Origin of the sequence: Microbispora sp. CSR-4, from assembly GCF_008033685.1 — a bacterium.
GTDB lineage: Bacteria > Actinomycetota > Actinomycetes > Streptosporangiales > Streptosporangiaceae > Microbispora.
This window is the reverse complement of the sequence record NZ_VJVX01000026.1, coordinates 61064-78536: the sequence shown is the minus strand read 5'-3', so window position 1 is coordinate 78536 and position 17473 is coordinate 61064. Positions and strand designations below refer to the sequence as shown.

Below are 17473 nucleotides of genomic sequence, written 5' to 3'. Positions count from 1 at the left end.
GGCCGCACGGCCATTAGAACCGCCGGGACGTCCGGGCCGCACGGCCATCAGGGCCATCCGGGCCGTACGGCCGTCAGGGGCGTGGTGTCCGAAGGGTCAGGGTTCCGGAGTCGTGCCGAGGATCAGGGCCGCGACCTCGGCGGTCGCGGGGCCGACGCCAAGGGCGAGGGCGTCGCGCAGGTCCTCCACGGTGTCCACGTCCCTGCGTACGGACGTGATCCCCGGCGGGGGCAGCTCCCTGGCCCCCCGCGACAGGTGCCTGGCCCGCGACTCGCCGCCGAACCCCGGCCGGAAGGTCACGCCCGGCCGCACGCCGTAGAAGGTCGTCCCCACCTCGGCGGCGTCGGGGACGAACGCCTGGTCGAACTCCAGTGCCGCCGCGAGCACCGTCTCCAGCTCCGCGGGCCGCAGGGCGGGCAGGTCGGCCTGCAGCGCGCCGACGGCGTCGCCGGGCGCGAGCCGTACGGCCTCCTCCGCCCCGGTGCGAAGGGCGGTGTTCAGCCCCCGGTCGGGATCGGCCACCACGTGGGCACCGAGCGCGGCCAGCCGCCGCGCGGGCAGCGGGTCGGCCGTCACGACCACCACGCGCGCCACCAGCGGGCACCGCAGCGCCGCCGCCACGGTGTCGGAGGCCACCGCGACGGCCAGATCGGCCCGGTGCGGCCCGGCGGCCGCCGCCAGCCGTGTCTTGGCCCGGATCAGGGTCTTCACCGGGACCACTATTGACCATCGCGCGAGGTGCATGCCTGTAGCATCCCGCCTCGACATCGCCCATGGCCAACCGGGAGACTTGTCCCGGATCCCGGTGATTTTGGAGACCCTGTGAGCCACCCCAGCGAACCCTCGTCCGACCCGACCACACCCGCGCCCACACCCGCGGCGCCCGCCGCCGCCACGGTGAACCGCCGCGCGGGCCGTCCGCCGCGCTTCTGGGAGACGCTCGCGGTCGTCGTCGTCAAGCCGATCTCACGGCTGTTCGTACGGCGGAGGTGGCGGGGCGGGGAGAACATCCCCCGCACCGGCGGGCTGATCATCGCCGCCAACCACCTGTCGTGGTCCGACCCCGTGCTGCTCTCGCACTACCTCTACAACAACGGGCGGTGGCCCACGATCCTGGCCAAGGCGGGTCTCTTCCGGATCCGCGGGCTCGGTCACGCCATCGCCCAGCTCCAGGCCATCCCGGTCGAACGCAACAGCACCGAGGCCACCAAGTCGCTGAAGATCGCCGAGGAGCGGCTGCGGAACGGCGCCTGCATCCTGTTCTATCCCGAGGGTACGATCACCCGCGATCCCGACCTGTGGCCCATGGTCGGCAAGACCGGTGTCGCCCGGCTGGCCCTCGCTACCGGCGTGCCGGTCATCCCGATCGCCCACTGGGGCGCCCAGGAGCTGCTGCCGTACGGGGCGACGAAGCCGCGCCTGCTGCCGCGCAAGACCTTCCACGTGCTCGCCGGGCCGCCGGTCGACCTGTCCAAGTACGCCGGGAAGCCCATGCGCGGCTCGGTGCTGCGCGACGCGACCGCCGACATCACCGCCGCCATCACCGAGCTGCTGGCCGAGATCCGGGACGAGAAGGCGCCAGAGGTCCCCTATGACCCCAAGAATGCGGCCGAGGGCTGAGCGGAGCGTACGGTGAGGGGGGAGCGCGCGGAGCAAGAGGAGTGGTGCGGCCAGTGAGCAGGGCGGCTGTTTTCGGAACGGGCTCGTGGGGCACCACGTTCGCGATGATCCTCGCCGAGGCCGGCACCTCCACGACCCTGTGGGGCAGGCGGGCGGAGATCGTCGATGCGATCAACGAGACCCGGGAGAACCCCGAGTATCTGCCGGGGACGCGGCTGCCCGACACGATCCGCGCCACGACCGACCCCGCCGAGGCCATGGCGGGCGCCGACTTCGTGGTCCTCGCGGTGCCGTCCCAGACGCTGCGCGCCAACCTCCGGACATGGAAGCCGCACATCCCGCCGGACGCCGTGCTCGTCAGCCTGATGAAGGGTGTCGAGCTCGGCACCTGCAAGCGGATGAGCGAGGTCATCTGCGAGGTGGCCGAGGTGCCGGAGCGCCGGGTGGCCGTGGTCTCCGGGCCCAACCTGGTGCCCGAGCTGGCCCGGCGGCAGCCCGCCGCGGCCGTCGTCGCCTGCTCCGACGAGGAGGTGGCCGCCCGGCTCCAGGAGGCGTGCCATCTGCCGTGGTTCCGGACCTACACCAATCCGGACGTGGTGGGCGTCGAGCTCGGCGGCGCGGTCAAGAACGTCATCGCGCTGGCCGTCGGCGTCGCGGCCGGCATGGGCCTGGGCGACAACGTGCGGGCGACGCTCATGACGCGGGGGCTGGCCGAGATCGCCCGCCTGGGCGCGGTGCTCGGGGCGGACCAGCACACCTTCGCCGGCCTCGCCGGGATGGGCGACCTCGTCGCCACCTGCACCTCGCCGCTGTCGCGCAACCGCACCTTCGGCGAGAACCTGGGCCGGGGCATGACGATGGCCGAGGTCGTCGCCGCCACGAAGCAGACGGCCGAGGGGGTCAAGTCGTGCGAGTCGGTGCTCGAACTCGCCAAGAAGCACGACGTGGAGATGCCCATCACCGAGGTGGTCGTCGGCGTCGTCCACGACGGCATGACCCCCGGTGAGGCCGCCGTCCTGCTGATGTCGCGCACGCCGAAGCCGGAGCGCTACGGCGTCTGATCACCGTCCGATCGGGATCTCGCCGGGTTCTGATCACGGTCTCAGCGGGGATAACGGACTCCCACGACGGGCGTGGCTGACAAGCCGTTTTGCGTCTCGAACACGGTAGATTCGGGCATCATGAATGAGGAGCGCGAGTCCCCGTCACGCGTACGCGTGGCAGTCGTCTTCGGTGGCCGCAACTCCGAGCACGCCGTCTCCCTGATGGGCGCGGGCAGTGTGCTGGAGGCCATCGACCGGACGAAGTACGAGGTCATCCCCATCGGCATCGCCCAGGACGGGCGCTGGGTGCTGGCGTCGGACGGCCAGTCCTACGCGATCGAGTCCGGTCGCCTGCCCGTCGTGGACGACTCCGGCACCGCGCTCGCACTCCCCGGCGACTCCGGCACCCTTGTGGCTCTCGATTCGGGCGACATCCCGCGTGCGCTCGGCCGCGTGGACGTCGTGTTCCCCATGCTGCACGGGCCGTTCGGGGAGGACGGGACGATCCAGGGCCTGCTGGAGATGGCCGGGGTCCGCTACGTGGGCTCGGGCGTGCTGGCCAGCGCGGTCGGCATGGACAAGGCGTACATGAAGCTCGTGCTGCGCGCCGCCGGGCTGCCGGTCGGCCCGTTCGTGGTCGTACGCGACCGCGACTGGCGGCTCGACCGCGGCCGGGTGCTCAAGGAGATCGAGGAACTGGGCTGGCCGGTGTTCGTGAAGCCGTCCAGGGCCGGGTCGTCGCAAGGCATCACCAAGGCGCACGACCCCGAGTCGCTGGAGGCGGCGATCGAGCTCGCCCGGGAGCACGACCCGAAGGTGCTGGTCGAGGCCGCGATCGTCGGCCGGGAGGTCGAGTGCGCGGTGCTGGAGTCGCTCGGCGACGCCGCCCCCGAGGCGAGCGTCCCCGGCGAGGTGCTCGTGCGGGGCGAGCGCGAGTTCTTCGACTTCGAGGCCAAGTACTACCCCGACCAGATGGAGCTCCGGGCGCCGGCCGACATCCCCGGCGAGGTGGCCGAGACGCTGCGGTCCCTGGCCGTGCGCGCGTTCGAGGCGCTCGGCTGCGAGGGCCTGTCGCGGGTCGACTTCTTCTACACGCCGTCCGGCGAGCTGATCGTCAACGAGATCAACACGATGCCGGGCTTCACGTCGCTGTCGGTCGCGCCGCAGCTGTGGGCCGCCACCGGCCTGCCGTACGCCGACCTGGTCGAGCGGCTGATCCAGCTCGCGCTGCGCCGGCCCGCGGGCCTGCGGTAGTCACTCCGGGATGCTCGACTTGATCGGCTCGGCGAGGTCGACCAGCACGGCCCCGGCCTGGATCCCCTGCCCGATCGTCACCTCGACGTACGCCACCCGGTTGGTGGACGTGAACAGCGTCGGCCGCCGCGGGTCCTGGAACCAGCCGACGCCGTTGATGTCGGCGACCTCGGCCGTGGGCTCCATCGCGGCGGGCCGGGGCACGCCGCAGCGCAGCGCGATCTGGCCGTCACCCCAGACGGCGACGTACGGCGAGGGCGGCTCGGAGGGGGTCCGGTCGAGCCCTTCGAGCGTCTTCGGCAGCGCGGCTTCGAGCTTGCGGCAGGCCGCGGCCGCCTCGCCGGTCGGCGTGGGCGGCTCCACGTGGACGGTGGACGAGCAGGCGGCGAGCAGGGCGAGCGCCGCCAGGACCAGGCCTGCCGGTGTGGCGCGCAGGGGCCTCCTCGCCTCTCGCATCGTCTCCTCGGCTCGCGCTCCGCTCAGATGTGGACGATCGGACACGTCAGTGTACGGGTGATGCCGTGGACGGCCTGGATCTGGGCCACCACGAGCTTGCCGAGCTCGTCCACGTTGTTGGCCTGGGCGCGGACGATCACGTCGTAGGGCCCGGTGACATCCTCGGCCTGCGTCACCCCGGGAATGGAGGAGATCTCCTCGGCCACGTTGGCGGCCCTGCCGACCTCGGTCTGGATAAGGATGTAGGCCTGCACCATGACGCCCTCCGGGTAGAGATCAGTGCCGGAGCGTAACCGTACCTCGAATGCACAAGGGGTGTGCCATCACAGTCGGAGATCTCGGCGAATTCGGAGTAATCCAGCGGATATCGGGACGCCTTCCGCGGACTGCGGCCGTACTGCTGGGCCCCGGCGACGACGCCGCGGTCCTGAAGGCGCCCGATGGGCGGGTCGTCGTCAGCACGGACCTCCTGATCGAGGGTAGGCACTTCCGCCGCGACTGGTCGAGTGGCTACGACATAGGCCGGAAGGCGGCGGCACAGAACCTTTCCGACATTGTTGCCATGGGGGCCGATCCGACCGCTCTCGTGGTCGGCCTGGGGCTGCCCGCCGACGTCGGCACCGACTGGGTGGACGCCCTGACCGACGGCTTCCGCGACGAGTGCGACCTGGTGGGGGCGACGGTGGCGGGGGGCGACATCGCCCGCTCGGAGACCGTCGTGCTCGGCGTGACCGCGCTGGGCGATCTCGGCGGCAGGGCCCCGGTGACCCGGTCGGGCGCGCGTCCGGGCGACGTGGTCGCGGTGGCGGGCCGTCTCGGCCACGCCGCGGCCGGCTTGGCCCTGCTCGAAGCGGGGGTGACCGGCGGCTCCCCGGACCTCGTGACCCTGCTGGAGGCGCACCGCCGTCCCCGGCCGCCGTACGCCTGCGGTCCTGCGGCGGCGCTGCTCGGCGCGACGGCGATGCTCGACGTCAGCGACGGCCTGCTGCAGGACCTCGGTCACGTCGCCGACGCGAGCGGCGTGGCCGTGGGACTGGACGCCGCCGCCTTACCCGTGCCGGAGTCACTGTCCGCGGCGGCACGCGAGCTCGGCGCGGACCCCCTGGAGTGGGTGCTCACGGGAGGTGACGACCACGCGCTGGCCGCGACGTTCCCTCCCGGCGTACGGCTGCCGCCCGAATGGACGCGTGTGGGAGCCGTCACGGAGGGACACGGAGTGCAGGTCAACGGACAGACCTGGACCAAAGGGGGATGGGATCACTTCCGTGCGTGATGTGAAATTTGTGACATAGGCGTATTAGATCTGTTATTAAGTATGGCGGTCAGGCAACAGGAAGGACCGTCATGGGCCGCCACACGGCAGGACGCAAGGCACGAGAGGGTCAGCCCTCCCCGGGTCAGGACGACCTCGCAGAGAGGGGTGGCGTTCAGGACCACCTGGCCTACCGTCCGCCGGTGACGCCGGACGAGCAGTCCCTCGCCGGGCCCGGCCAGTCCGCGCAGTGGCCGGGCGGCGGTGCCGTGCCGTGGCCGGTGCCGCCCTCGGAGGCCGCCGGTGGTCCCGCGACCGGCCCTGTGACGAGCAGTGGCCTGGCGACAAACAGCGGTGCCGTGCCGTGGCCGGTGCCGCCCTCGGAGTCGACGAGCCGGATGTTCGCGGCCCTGTCGCCCGAGCGGCTGGAGTCCGAGAGTCCGTCGTCGCCGTCGATGTCGTCATCGCCTTCGGAACGGACGGCCTCGTCCGCCCTCCTGACGGCGTCCTTGGGCGCCGGGGAGCCCGGGCAGGACGGGGACGACCATGCGAAGCCGCCGAGACGCATGCGGCGGCTGGCGCTCGTGTCGGGGCTGTCGGTGCTGCTGGCCGTGGGCGTCACGGCCGGCGGCGCTCGGCTGCTCGCCGGGCGGACCTCCCTGGCCCTGGATCAGCCGACGACGGCCTGCCCGACGTCGGAGAACTGCGCAGCCGACGGCGGGCCGTACGGAGCCGGGTCCGGCCAGTCCCTCGACGCGACCCCCGCGTCCGGCGACCCAGCCGGGAACGGTCAGGACCAACAGGGCAAGAAGGACTCCGGCGCGTCCGGTTCCGGCCAGGAGGACACCGCACAGAAGGACACCGCACAGGAGGACGCCGCGCAGAACGACGCCGGGGAGGGCACCCCCGCGGCTCCCCGCGCCACACCGGTCGCGACGGCGACCTCGAAGGGCCGGGACCACGACCACACGTCCGCCCGTACGCGTGCCTCGTCCACCGCTGCCCCGCGTGCGTCGGCCCACCCGACCGGGCAGGTGGACGATGCTCCCGCCGCCGTCACGGCCGACCCGGACGACACGACGGGCGCCGGGTCCACCGACGGCGCGACGCCCGGTGAGACCCCGCTGAACGACTCCGGGAGCGGCGAAGACGCCGGTGACGCGGACGACTCCGCTGACGAGTCCGACGCCGATGCGAACCGCAGGACCGGCGCGCACCCGGTGCGGACCACGTCCGCTCTCGTCGCCGGAGGCCCGGCGGTGCGGGTGGGGTTCACGGTGACGAACCGTCACGCGGGCGGCTACACGGCCCGGCTCGCCGTACGGAACGAGGGCCCGGACCTGCCCGCATGGACCATCCGGCTGGCCGTCGGCGGGCGGGTGACCTCGGTCGAGGGGGCAGGCTGGCGGCAGCAGGGGGACACCCTGACCCTGACCTCGCAGGCCGCGCTGGACCAGGGCGGCACGCTGACGCTGACCATCCACGCCGAGGGCGCGTCGGCCGCACCCGCCGACTGCGTGCTCTCCGAGGGACGTTGTGAGGTCACCGGCGCGTCCCAGCGCGGCTGAGGCGTCCCCGGCGGCCCGGCGGCGTCGGCGGCGTCGGCGGCTCGGCGGAACGCCTCGGGACGGCCGGGCGCCGCGTACGCCAACGCTTCACGGGTGTGCGGCATGAGTCTCGGCGCGGCCGCGACCCGCTGACCCGGTCCCCAGCTCCCGGCCCCCGGTCCCCAGCTCCCGGCCCCCGGTCCCCAGCTCCCGGCTCCCGGCCACAGCCGGAGACGGGGCGTTTTCCAGGGAACGGCGGGGGTTTTGGTTGGATGGTCGCATGACCACCCCACCACGTGTCCTGACCATCGCGGGCTCGGACTCCGGCGGCGGCGCCGGCATCCAGGCCGACCTGAAGACCATGCTGGCCCTCGGCGTCCACGGCATGAGCGTCATCGCGGCCGTGACGGCGCAGAACTCACTGGGTGTGCAGGGCTACTGGGAACTGCCCCCCGAGGCGGTGCGGGCACAGCTCGACTCGGTCCTCGGCGACATCGGAGCCCAGGCGGTCAAGACGGGCATGCTGGCGTCGTCCGTGCTGGTGAAGACCGTCGCGGAGGTCCTCGCGGGCGTGACCGTGCCCGTCGTGGTGGACCCGGTCGGCGTGTCCAAGCACGGCGACAGCCTGCTCGCGCCGGAGGCCGTGGAGACCGTCAAGAGCGTGCTGCTGCCGACCGCGACCGTGGTCACCCCCAACCTGTGGGAGGTCGAGCAGCTCACGGGCGTCAAGGTCGAGGACACCGGCGACATGCCCCGCGCCGCCGAGGCGGTGCTGGCGCTCGGCCCGAAATGGGCGCTGATCAAGGGCGGCCACCTTCCCGGGGAGCCGGTGGACCTGCTCACCGACGGGTCGAGCGAGCACCGCTTCACCGCCGAGCGGCACGACAACCGGCACACCCACGGCACCGGCTGCACGCTCGCCTCCGCGATCGCGTCGTACCTCGCCCTCGGCGAGGACGTGCCCGGCGCCGTACGGCGGGCCAAGGAGTACGTCACGGGCGCCATCGCGCACGGGTTCCCCCTGGGCGCGGGCATCGGGCCCGTGGACCACGCCTGGCGGATGCGGACGGACGCCTGAGCCGGGGCGTCCGGGTCGCGGGAGGCCCCGGCGCGATGCCCTGGCGGGGATGCCCTGGCGCGATGCCTCAGCGGAAGGCGTCGGCGTGGTCGGCGGCCCACTGGCGGAACGTCCGCGCGGGTCTGCCGGTGATCTGTTCCACCGTCGAGGTCACCAGGTCGGAGCGGGGACGCCGGGTGCTCGCCAGCAGTGCCTCGACCAGCGCGGGCGGCCTTCCGTCCGCGAGCATCCGCTCCCGTGCGGCCTCCACGGGAACCTCCTCGAAGCGCAGCGGACGGCCGATCGCCTCGCCGATCAGGCGGACCTGGTCGGCCCTGCTCACCACGTGCGGTCCGGTCAGCACGTGCGTGGCCCCCGCGTGCCCGTCGCCGGTCGGCACGCGGGCCGCCACGGCCGCGACGTCGGCCTGGTGCACCACCGCCGTGGGGGCGATGCCGGGGCCGCGTACGACACCGTCCTGCCGGATCTGCCCGGCCCATCCCAGCGCGTTGGAGGCGATCGTGTCGGCGCGCAGGATGGTCCACTCCAGGCCCGACGCCTTGATGAGGCTCTCCATCTCGGCGTGGAGCCGGTAGATCGGGTCGGTCCGCCACCCGGCGTCCTCGTTCACGCCTGACGACGACAGGTAGACGAGGCGGCGGGCGGAGCCCGCGATCGTGGCGAGGACGTCCTGCGCGCCCTCGGACGTGAGGAAGGGCCAGACCAGGAACACCGTCGTGATCCCGCTCAGCGCCCTTTCCAGGGCGGTCGAGGTCGTCTCCAGTCAAGGTTGTCCCGGTCCAGGTCGTCCCGGGCCGAGACCATCTCCGGTCGAGGTCGTCTCTGCCGAGGTCGTCTCTGTCGAGGTCGTCTCTGTCGAGGCCGTCTCTGGTCGAGGTCGTCTCTGTCGAGACAGCGCGAGAGCCCGCCACCGGTTCAGGTGGCGGGCTCTCGCGGATGTCAGACGGTCAGCGCGTGACCTTGCCCGCCTTGATGCAGGAGGTGCAGACGTTCATCCGCTTCGGCGTCCCGTTGACCACCGCGCGCACGGTCTGGATGTTGGGGTTCCAGCGGCGGCGGGTGCGGCGGTGCGAGTGGGAGATGTTGTTGCCGAAAATCGGCTTCTTGGCGCAGACGTCGCAGACGGAAGCCACGGTAATCGCTCCTTTGAATCAGTCGATCGGCCCGGCGCCGGTGCAGCGGCTCGTCCGAGCAATGCCGGGACAACCGGCTGGCCACACGAGGATATCCGATGTTCACCGTTGCACGCCAAACGGGACTCCGGCGAACGGGGGATAGTCTCGTACCCGCCAACGGTAGCGCATCGGGGGGCCGGATCGCGCGGAAGGAAGGTCTGCCGGATGCTCAAGGTGCTCGATCCCCCCGCCGTGCGCCGCTGGTCGCGCCACTGCGCGGCGGCCCTCGGCCGGGCCAGGGCGGAGATCGACGCGCTCAACGTGTTCCCCGTGCCCGACGGGGACACCGGCACGAACCTGCACCTCACGATCCTGTCGGCGGCCGAGGCGGTGGACGCGCTGCCCGGCGGCGCGGACGCGGACGCCACCTGGCAGGCCCTGACGCGCGGGGCCCTGCTCGGCGCGCGGGGCAACTCCGGGGTGATCGTCAGCCAGGCCGTCAGGGGCCTGGGTGAGGTGCTCGGGCGCGCGCCGGGAGGCGGCGCCGACCTGCGCGACGGCCTGACGAGGGCGGCCGAGATGGCCAGGGCGGCGGTGGTCCGCCCGGTGGAGGGCACGGTGCTGAGCGTGTTGTCGGCGGCGGCGCAGGCCGTGCGCGACGCGCCCGACGACCTGGCCGAGGTGGCCCGCCGGGCGGCCGACGAGGCGCGGCGGGCCCTGCGCCGTACGACCGGTCAGCTCGGCGTGCTGTCCCGCAACGGCGTGGTGGACGCGGGCGCGGCCGGGCTGGTGATCATGCTGGAGAGCCTGGCCGAGGTGGTGACCGAGGCGTACAGCGAGCGCCACGAGGTGCCCGCCCCGGCCGCGCGGATCGCGCCCGAGCAGGCGCAGGACACCGGCGGCCCCGGTTACGAGGTCATGTACCTCCTCGATGCGGGCGCGCAGGAGGTGGACCGGCTGCGGGGCGAGCTCGACGCGCTGGGGGACAGCCTGGTGATCGTCGGCGGGGAGGACCTGTGGAACGTCCACGTCCACGTGGACGACGCGGGCGCGGCGATCGAGGCAGGGCTGCGCGCGGGACGGCCCCACCGGATCAAGGTGACCTACCTCGGGGGACGGCCGCACGAGCCGGGCCCGGCGCGGGGCGTCGTCGCGGTCGCCGCGGGGGACGGCCTGGCGGCCCTGTTCCGGGAGGCGGGGGCGGTGGTCGTGCGGCGCGAGCCGGGCTCCGCTCCGACGGCGGCGGCCCTGCTGCGGGCCGTCCGGGAGGCCGGCACCGAGGTCGCGGTGCTGCCCAACGACGCCGCCACACATGACGTCGCCGTGGCCGCCGCGGAGATCGCCAGGGAGGAGGGCGTGACGGTCAGCGTCCTGCCCACCCGGGCGTCGGTGCAGGGCCTGGCCGCGCTGGCCGTGCACGACCCGCTGCGCCGCTTCGACGACGACATCGTGGCGATGACCGACGCGGCAGGGCACACCCGCCACGGGCACGTGTGGGTGGCCGACCGCGAGGCGATGACCAGCGCCGGGATCTGCCGCCCCGGCGACGTGCTCGGGGTGGTGGACGGCGACGTCGCGCTGATCGGCGCGGACCTGACCGAGACCGCGGTCGAGGTCGTCCGGCGCCTGGTCTCCGGCGGCAGCGAAATGGTCACGCTCGTCGCCGGCGCGTGCGCGCCCGAGCCGCTCCTGCCCGCCGTACGCGTCCATCTGGAGCGGGTCCGCCCCGACCTGGAGATCGTCGTGTACGAGGGCGGACAGGGCGGTTATCCCCTCCTGATCGGCGTCGAGTAGCCGGATTGTCGGCCCGTACGGGTAGTAATTGGTGTCGTGACGAGCTTCGACGAGCCGCTCAAGAAGGTGGTCGGCAGGTCGGCCGCCTCGCTGGAGAGCGCCCTGGGCATCAGCACGGTCGGTGAGCTGCTGCGCCACTATCCGCGGCGATACGCGCAGCGCGGGGAGCTGACGCCCATCGCGTCGCTGGAGCACGACGAGCACGTCACCGTGGTCGCGAAGGTGTCGTCGGCCGTGCGCAGGCCGATGAAGAACCGGCAGGGCACCTGGCTCGACATCGAGGTGACCGACGGCAAGGAGAAGCTCCACCTGGCGTTCTTCGGCAAGGGCGCCTACGTGGCCGAGCAGCGGCTCACGCCGGGCACCGAGGCGATGTTCTCCGGCAAGGTCGGCGTCTTCGTCGGCGGGAGGACCAGGCGCGTCTCGCTCACTCATCCCGAATACGAGTCGTTCGACGAGACGGAGGAGACGGCCGAGGAGTTCGCCTCCGCACTGGTGCCGATCTATCCCTCCGCCCAGGGGCTGCCGAGCTGGAAGATCCGGCGGGCCGTGCGCACGGTGCTCGACGTGCTCAGCCTGGACGACCCGGTGCCCGCCGAGATCCGGGAGCGGCTGGGGCTGCTGCCGATCGATGATGCGCTGCGGCGGGTCCACCGGCCCCGCAGCCAGGCGGACGTCGCCCGGTCGCACGACCGGCTGAAGTTCGACGAGGCGTTCGTGTTGCAGGCCGTGCTGGTGCGGCGGCGCATGGCCGCGTCCGCCTGGCTCGCCCGGGCCCGTCCCGGGCGCGACGACGGGCTGCTGCGCGAGTTCGACAAGCGGCTGCCGTTCCAGCTCACCGAGGGGCAGCGGCAGGTCGGCGAGGAGATCGCCGCCGACCTCGCCCGCGAACACCCCATGCACCGGCTCCTGCAGGGCGAGGTCGGCGCGGGCAAGACCGTGGTCGCGCTGCGCGCGATGCTTCAGGTGGTCGACTCCGGCGGGCAGGCCGTGCTGCTCGCCCCCACCGAGGTCCTCGCCCAGCAGCACCACCGGTCGATCGTGAACATGCTGGGCGACCTCGCGGCGGGCGGCATGTTCGGCGGGACGGCGGTCGCGCTGCTCACCGGCTCGATGGGGGCCGCCGCGCGGCGGAGCGCGCTGCTCGACGCGGCCTCCGGCGCGGCCGGCATCGTGATCGGCACTCATGCCGTGCTGCAGGAGCACGTGCAGTTCGCCGACCTCGGCCTGGTCGTGGTGGACGAGCAGCACAGGTTCGGCGTCGAACAGCGCGACGCGCTGCGCGAGAAGGGCGGCGGCGGACGCCCCCACGTGCTGGTCATGACGGCGACGCCGATCCCGCGCACGGTCGCGATGACCGTGTTCGGCGACCTGGAGGTCTCCACGCTGTCCCAGCTCCCCTCGGGGCGGGCCCCGATCACCACCCATGTGGTGCCCGCCGCGGAGAAGCCTCACTACCTCGACCGCGCCTGGCAGCGGGTGCGCGAGGAGGTCGGCCTGGGCCGCCAGGCCTACGTGGTGTGCCCGCGCATCGGCGACCAGGAGGGCGACGAGGGCGACCTGGCGAAGGACGACGAGGAGCGCAGGCCGCCCCTGGCGGTGCTCGACGTCGCGCGCATGCTCGCCGAGGGCCCCCTGTCGGGCCTGCGGATCGAGGCGCTGCACGGCAAGCTCGCGCCCGAGGACAAGGACGCCACGATGCGGGCCTTCGCCCGGGGCGAGATCGACGTGCTGGTCGCGACCACGGTCATCGAGGTCGGCGTCGACGTCCCCAACTCGTCGGTGATGGTCATCATGGACGCCGACCGCTTCGGGGTCTCCCAGCTCCACCAGTTGCGCGGCCGGGTGGGCCGGGGCGGGCTGCCCGGGCTGTGCCTGCTCGTGAGCGAGGCCCCGGAGGGCACCCAGGCGCGCCGCAGGCTCGACGCGGTGGCGGCGACCCTGGACGGGTTCGAGCTGTCCCGTGTCGACCTGGAGCAGCGCAGAGAGGGCGACGTGCTCGGCGCCGCCCAGTCGGGGCGCAAGTCCTCGCTCAAGCTGCTGCAACTGCTGCGCGACGAGGACGTGATCGAGACCGCCCGGGCCGAGGCGACCGCCCTGCTGTCCGCCGATTCCGAGCTGTCGGCCCACCCGGCCCTGCGCGCCGAGATCGACACCATGGTCGCCGGCGAACGCGCCGAATACCTCGAGAAGGCGTGAGGGGGGAAATGAAACGGGCGCCGTGTGAACACGACGCCCGTTAAACGACCCAGGGCCCAGCCTTGGGACGGCCTCCCCCCGAATGCCGTCCCCGGCTGGGCCCGCCCTCGGGTCAGGTGCCGAGGGCGCCGGCGTGCGGAAGGGCTCACGACCACGCCGGCCGGCCTCCCCCTGGGTCACCGCGAAGGCCGCAGAACTCATGATGCGCAAGTGACCGACCCCGCGATACGGCTCTTACTCATTCGTCGCCGCGGCTTGCCCACTCTTGACTCCGTGCCCCTCCGCTGTGCCGGGACGGCCGCCGGGGGCGGGACAATGAAGGTGTGACGCGGGTGATCGCAGGGACGGCGGGGGGACGCAGGCTGGCCGTCCCACCGGGGAGATCGACCAGGCCGACGAGCGACCGCACCCGGGAGGGCCTGTTCGCCACCGTCGGCTCCGCGCTCGGCCCGCTGGACGGGGTCCGGGTGCTCGACCTGTACGCCGGGTCGGGCGCCGTCGGGCTGGAGGCGCTGAGCCGGGGGGCCGCCCACGCGCTGCTGGTGGAGTCGGACGCCAGGGCCGCGCGCACGATCAGGGAGAACATCGCGTCCCTCGGGCTGCCGGGCGCGGCGCTGCGGGCCGAGAAGGTCGAGCGGGTGGTGGCCCGGCCGTGCGAGGAGCCGTACGACTTCGTCTTCGCCGATCCGCCCTACGCCGTCTCCGACGAGGCGGTCACGCGGGTGCTGACGGCGCTGCGCGACAACGGCTGGCTGGCCGAGGGCGCGCTCGTGGCCGTGGAACGGGAGTCGAGGGGTAAGGACCTGGTGTGGCCCGCGGGCTTCACGGAAGACAGGGTCCGTCGATACGGCGAAGCGGCCGTTTGGTACGGTCACGCAGCCGGGAACCCGTGAATCTATGGGGGTGCGCCTTGCGTCGTGTCGTCTGCCCGGGGTCGTTCGATCCCGTGACCAACGGTCATCTGGACATCATCGGCCGGACGTCACGGCTGTATGACGAGGTCGTCGTGGCCGTGCTCATCAACATCGAGAAGCGCAGCCTGTTCACCGTCGACGAGCGCATCGAGATGCTCCAGGCGGTGACGAAGGAGTACGGCAACGTCCGCGTGGAGAAGTTCCACGGCCTGCTGGTCGACTTCTGCAGGCAGCAGGGCATCCCGTCCATCGTGAAGGGCCTGCGCGCGGTCAGCGACTTCGACTACGAGCTGCAGATGGCGCAGCTCAACTATCGGATGTCGGGCGTCGAGACGCTGTTCATGTCCACCAACCCGGAATACTCCTTCCTGTCGTCGAGCAGGCTCAAGGAGATCGCCCGGTACGGAGGGGACGTGTCCGGCCTGGTCCCCGACCTCGTCCACCAGCTGCTGGTGGAGCGGCTCAGAGGCTGAACCGGGGCTGGTATTCTTGCCTTTCAGCCTTGCACGACGGCGGTGATTCGCCATGCCTAACGAGAGCAGGATGAGTCTGCACAGCCTCGATCCCCGAGCCCCCTGGGTGATCTCCACCCATGACCTGGGGCGCCGACCGGGATCGATGCGCACACTCAGCCCGGTTCTCCCGGCACCGGTGGATCTCGCCGTCGGAATGATCGGCGTTCCCAAGGACGCCGACGTCGAGCTGGACATCCGGCTCGAGGCGGTGATGGAGGGCGTGCTCGTGACGGGCACGGCGCAGGCTCCCCTGACGGGGGAGTGCTCGCGCTGCCTGGACCCGTTGACCTCGGAGATCGAGGTCGACTTCCAGGAGCTCTACTTCTACTCGGCGGAGGACGCCGGAGAGGACGATCTGCTCCTCGACGGCGAACTGCTCGATCTCGAGCCGGTATTCCGTGACGCGGTGGTGCTCGCACTGCCGCTGAGCCCGGTGTGCGGTGATGACTGCCCCGGTCTCTGTGCGGAGTGCGGGATCAGGCTGGCGGAGGCCGGCCCTGACCACCGGCACGAAGCGATCGACGCCCGCTGGGCGGCGCTGCAGGGTTTGGTTGTGGAACAGGAAGACGATCAGGAGGGTTGACGTGGCCGTCCCCAAGCGGAAGATGTCGCGGAGCAACACCCGCGCCCGCAGGTCCCAGTGGAAGGCGGCGGCGGTCGCACTCGTGAGCTGCCCGCAGTGCCGCTCGCCCAAGCGCCCGCACGTGGCGTGCCCGAGCTGCGGCACCTACAACCGTCGTCAGGTCGTCGAGCCGTCGGCCTGATCGCGCGTGCGGTAAGGGACGTCGGGACGCCGGCCGGATCGTCAAAGCGAGCCGGTCGGCGTTACCGTGCTTCAAAGAGTTACCGTGCTCCATAGGAACGTGCGGTGGCGGTTGGACGGTACGCACCGACATGCACGCCCGCGGCCGTGGTGGACGCCGGGGCCATCGGCTCCCGGCGGACCGGCGTCCACCACGCCTTCGGGCCTTCGGCCGGCCCGCCTGCCTCCCGTGCACGGCCCTGCCTGCACCTAGGAGTTGGGAGGATTTCATGGCCGCGCCGTCTGTAAAGCCCGTGCCCGTCGAGGTCGCGAGAGACGAGCTGTTCCAGATCCTGGATGTCCGGCTCAGCACCGGCATCCTCGAGCGGGCGCTGACGCACCGCTCGTACGCGTACGAGAACGGCGGACTGCCGACGAACGAGCGCCTGGAGTTCCTGGGCGACTCGGTGCTGGGTCTCGTGGTGACGGACACGCTGTTCCGCAACCACCCGGACCTGCCGGAGGGCCAGCTCGCCAAGCTGCGCGCCGCCGTGGTCAACATGCGCGCGCTAGCCGACGTCGCCAGGACGCTCGACCTCGGCAAATACCTGCGGCTCGGCCGTGGCGAGGAGGGCACCGGCGGCCGCGACAAGTCGTCGATCCTGGCCGACACGCTGGAGGCCCTGATCGGCACGGTCTACGTCGACAAGGGCCTCGACGAGGCGTTCCGCGTCGTCCACCTGCTGTTCGACCCGCTCATCACGCGGTCGGCGTCGCTCGGCGCCGGGCTCGACTGGAAGACGTCCCTGCAGGAGCTCACCGCCGCCGAGATGCTCGGCGTGCCGGAGTATCACGTGGACGAGAGCGGGCCCGACCACGCCAAGTCGTTCTCCGCGGTCGTGCGCGTGGGCGGCAAGGAGTACGGCAAGGGCTCGGGCCGCAGCAAGAAGGAGGCCGAGCAGCAGGCGGCCGAGGCGGCCTGGACCGCGATCCGCGCGGTGCGCGACGCCCGCGAGGGCGCCGGTCCCGTACACGCCTGAGCACGGGAGACGGCGCATGCCCGAACTGCCCGAGGTCGAGGTAGTCCGCAGGGGCCTGGAGAGCTGGGTCGCGGGCCGGACGGTGGCCGCGGCCGAGGTCCTGCACCCCCGGGCGGTCCGGCGCAACGTCGGCGATCTGCCCGCCCAGCTCAAGGGCCGCACGCTGGCGTCGGCCGAGCGGCGCGGCAAATACCTGTGGCTGCCCCTGCGCGACGACGCCACCGGCGAGGAGGAGCCCGGCGAGGCGCTGATCGCCCATCTCGGCATGAGCGGTCAGCTTCTCGTCGTGGACCCGCTGTCGCCGATAGAGAAGCACCTGCGCGTGCGCATGGGCTTCGCCGACGGCGGCCTGGAGTTACGCTTCGTCGACCAGCGCACTTTCGGGCACCTGCTGGTGGCGCCCATGACCTCCGGTCTCGGCCGGCCGGTGCCGGAGCCGATCGCGCACATCGCCGCCGACCCGCTCGAGGACGCCTTCGACGACGCCGAGTTCGCCGTACGGCTGCGGCTGCGCCGTACGGGGATCAAGCGGGCGCTGCTCGACCAGTCGCTGATCAGCGGGGTCGGCAACATCTACGCGGACGAGGCGCTGTGGCGCGCGCGCCTGCACTGGGCGCGGCCGACGGAGACGCTGACCCGGCCGAAGATCGCCGAACTGCTCGCGGCGGTCCGCGAGGTCATGACCGAGGCGCTGGGGCAGGGCGGCACCTCCTTCGACAGCCTCTACGTCAACGTGAACGGCGAGAGCGGCTACTTCGACCGCTCGCTCGCGGTGTACGGCAGGCGGGACGAGCCGTGCCGCCGCTGCGGAACGCCCATCAGGCGGGAGGCGTTCATGAACAGGTCCTCCTACAGCTGCCCGAAGTGCCAGCCCCGCCCGAGGAGCGCCCGCCCTTAGACCACC

At 72.5% G+C, this 17473-nt stretch carries 19 protein-coding genes; 14 read left to right on the top strand and 5 right to left on the bottom strand.

Translation table 11 applies throughout. From position 1 onward, the window contains the following. Positions 1–96 precede the first annotated feature (96 nt). Positions 97–744 (bottom strand): 2-phospho-L-lactate guanylyltransferase, encoded by a 648-nt coding sequence (cofC, locus tag FLV34_RS20230; RefSeq protein WP_147943792.1) that lies wholly within the window; start codon positions 742–744, stop codon positions 97–99. Positions 745–822: 78 nt separating this feature from the next. Between cofC and FLV34_RS20225 the strand changes: the two genes are divergently transcribed. The 3 genes from FLV34_RS20225 to FLV34_RS20215 all read left to right on the top strand — a co-directional run bounded on the left by FLV34_RS20225 (position 823) and on the right by FLV34_RS20215 (position 3917). Further along, positions 823–1620, top strand: coding sequence for a 1-acyl-sn-glycerol-3-phosphate acyltransferase (locus FLV34_RS20225; RefSeq protein WP_260617146.1), 798 nt, complete (start codon positions 823–825; stop codon positions 1618–1620). 53 nt (positions 1621–1673) lie between these two features. Continuing rightward, positions 1674–2681 (top strand): NAD(P)H-dependent glycerol-3-phosphate dehydrogenase, encoded by a 1008-nt coding sequence (locus FLV34_RS20220; RefSeq protein ID WP_142646063.1) that lies wholly within the window; start codon positions 1674–1676, stop codon positions 2679–2681. A gap of 120 nt (positions 2682–2801) precedes the next feature. Next, the gene (locus FLV34_RS20215) at positions 2802–3917 is read left to right on the top strand and encodes a D-alanine--D-alanine ligase family protein (RefSeq protein ID WP_142646062.1); all 1116 of its coding nucleotides are present in this window, start codon (positions 2802–2804) and stop codon (positions 3915–3917) included. Here FLV34_RS20215 and FLV34_RS20210 read toward each other — a convergent pair whose 3' ends face one another. Further along, entirely contained in the window at positions 3918–4373 is a 456-nt protein-coding gene (locus FLV34_RS20210; RefSeq protein WP_142646060.1) for a DUF3515 domain-containing protein, read from the bottom strand. Between the two features lie 23 nt (positions 4374–4396). Next, positions 4397–4630, bottom strand: coding sequence for an Lrp/AsnC family transcriptional regulator (locus tag FLV34_RS20205; RefSeq protein WP_030506047.1), 234 nt, complete (start codon positions 4628–4630; stop codon positions 4397–4399). A gap of 47 nt (positions 4631–4677) precedes the next feature. On the opposite strand from FLV34_RS20205, the gene FLV34_RS20200 reads away from it, so the two are divergent. The 3 genes from FLV34_RS20200 to thiD all read left to right on the top strand — a co-directional run bounded on the left by FLV34_RS20200 (position 4678) and on the right by thiD (position 8250). Then, on the top strand, positions 4678–5646 hold the full coding sequence (locus FLV34_RS20200; protein WP_147943791.1) for a thiamine-phosphate kinase: 969 nt from the start codon (positions 4678–4680) through the stop codon (positions 5644–5646). Between the two features lie 182 nt (positions 5647–5828). Next, positions 5829–7193: a hypothetical protein gene (locus FLV34_RS20195; RefSeq protein ID WP_147943790.1), complete on the top strand. Its 1365-nt coding sequence runs from the start codon at positions 5829–5831 to the stop codon at positions 7191–7193. 259 nt (positions 7194–7452) lie between these two features. After that, positions 7453–8250: a bifunctional hydroxymethylpyrimidine kinase/phosphomethylpyrimidine kinase gene (thiD, locus tag FLV34_RS20190; protein WP_147943789.1), complete on the top strand. Its 798-nt coding sequence runs from the start codon at positions 7453–7455 to the stop codon at positions 8248–8250. A gap of 67 nt (positions 8251–8317) precedes the next feature. Here the strand turns inward: thiD and FLV34_RS20185 are convergent, their stop codons facing one another. Next, positions 8318–8992: an NAD(P)H-binding protein gene (locus FLV34_RS20185; RefSeq protein ID WP_261985847.1), complete on the bottom strand. Its 675-nt coding sequence runs from the start codon at positions 8990–8992 to the stop codon at positions 8318–8320. Positions 8993–9197: 205 nt separating this feature from the next. Further along, the gene (gene rpmB / locus FLV34_RS20180) at positions 9198–9383 is read right to left on the bottom strand and encodes a 50S ribosomal protein L28 (RefSeq protein WP_030506042.1); all 186 of its coding nucleotides are present in this window, start codon (positions 9381–9383) and stop codon (positions 9198–9200) included. A gap of 207 nt (positions 9384–9590) precedes the next feature. Between rpmB and FLV34_RS20175 the strand changes: the two genes are divergently transcribed. The 8 genes from FLV34_RS20175 (at position 9591) to mutM (ending at position 17467) form a co-directional block, all read left to right on the top strand. Continuing rightward, on the top strand, positions 9591–11159 hold the full coding sequence (locus tag FLV34_RS20175; protein ID WP_147943787.1) for a DAK2 domain-containing protein: 1569 nt from the start codon (positions 9591–9593) through the stop codon (positions 11157–11159). A gap of 36 nt (positions 11160–11195) precedes the next feature. Then, positions 11196–13358, top strand: a complete 2163-nt coding sequence (recG, locus tag FLV34_RS20170; RefSeq protein ID WP_147943786.1) for an ATP-dependent DNA helicase RecG — start codon at positions 11196–11198, stop codon at positions 13356–13358. 323 nt (positions 13359–13681) lie between these two features. Further along, the gene (gene rsmD, locus FLV34_RS20165; protein WP_142646044.1) at positions 13682–14251 is read left to right on the top strand and encodes a 16S rRNA (guanine(966)-N(2))-methyltransferase RsmD; all 570 of its coding nucleotides are present in this window, start codon (positions 13682–13684) and stop codon (positions 14249–14251) included. A gap of 17 nt (positions 14252–14268) precedes the next feature. Next, positions 14269–14745, top strand: coding sequence for a pantetheine-phosphate adenylyltransferase (coaD, locus tag FLV34_RS20160; protein ID WP_142617375.1), 477 nt, complete (start codon positions 14269–14271; stop codon positions 14743–14745). A 70-nt stretch (positions 14746–14815) separates the two neighbouring features. Next, entirely contained in the window at positions 14816–15370 is a 555-nt protein-coding gene (locus FLV34_RS20155) for a DUF177 domain-containing protein (protein WP_142646042.1), read from the top strand. Position 15371: 1 nt separating this feature from the next. Beyond that, positions 15372–15551: a 50S ribosomal protein L32 gene (gene rpmF, locus FLV34_RS20150; RefSeq protein ID WP_142646040.1), complete on the top strand. Its 180-nt coding sequence runs from the start codon at positions 15372–15374 to the stop codon at positions 15549–15551. Between the two features lie 268 nt (positions 15552–15819). After that, positions 15820–16569, top strand: coding sequence for a ribonuclease III (gene rnc, locus FLV34_RS20145; RefSeq protein ID WP_142646039.1), 750 nt, complete (start codon positions 15820–15822; stop codon positions 16567–16569). A 16-nt stretch (positions 16570–16585) separates the two neighbouring features. After that, positions 16586–17467 (top strand): bifunctional DNA-formamidopyrimidine glycosylase/DNA-(apurinic or apyrimidinic site) lyase, encoded by an 882-nt coding sequence (gene mutM, locus FLV34_RS20140; RefSeq protein ID WP_142646037.1) that lies wholly within the window; start codon positions 16586–16588, stop codon positions 17465–17467. Positions 17468–17473 lie beyond the last annotated feature (6 nt).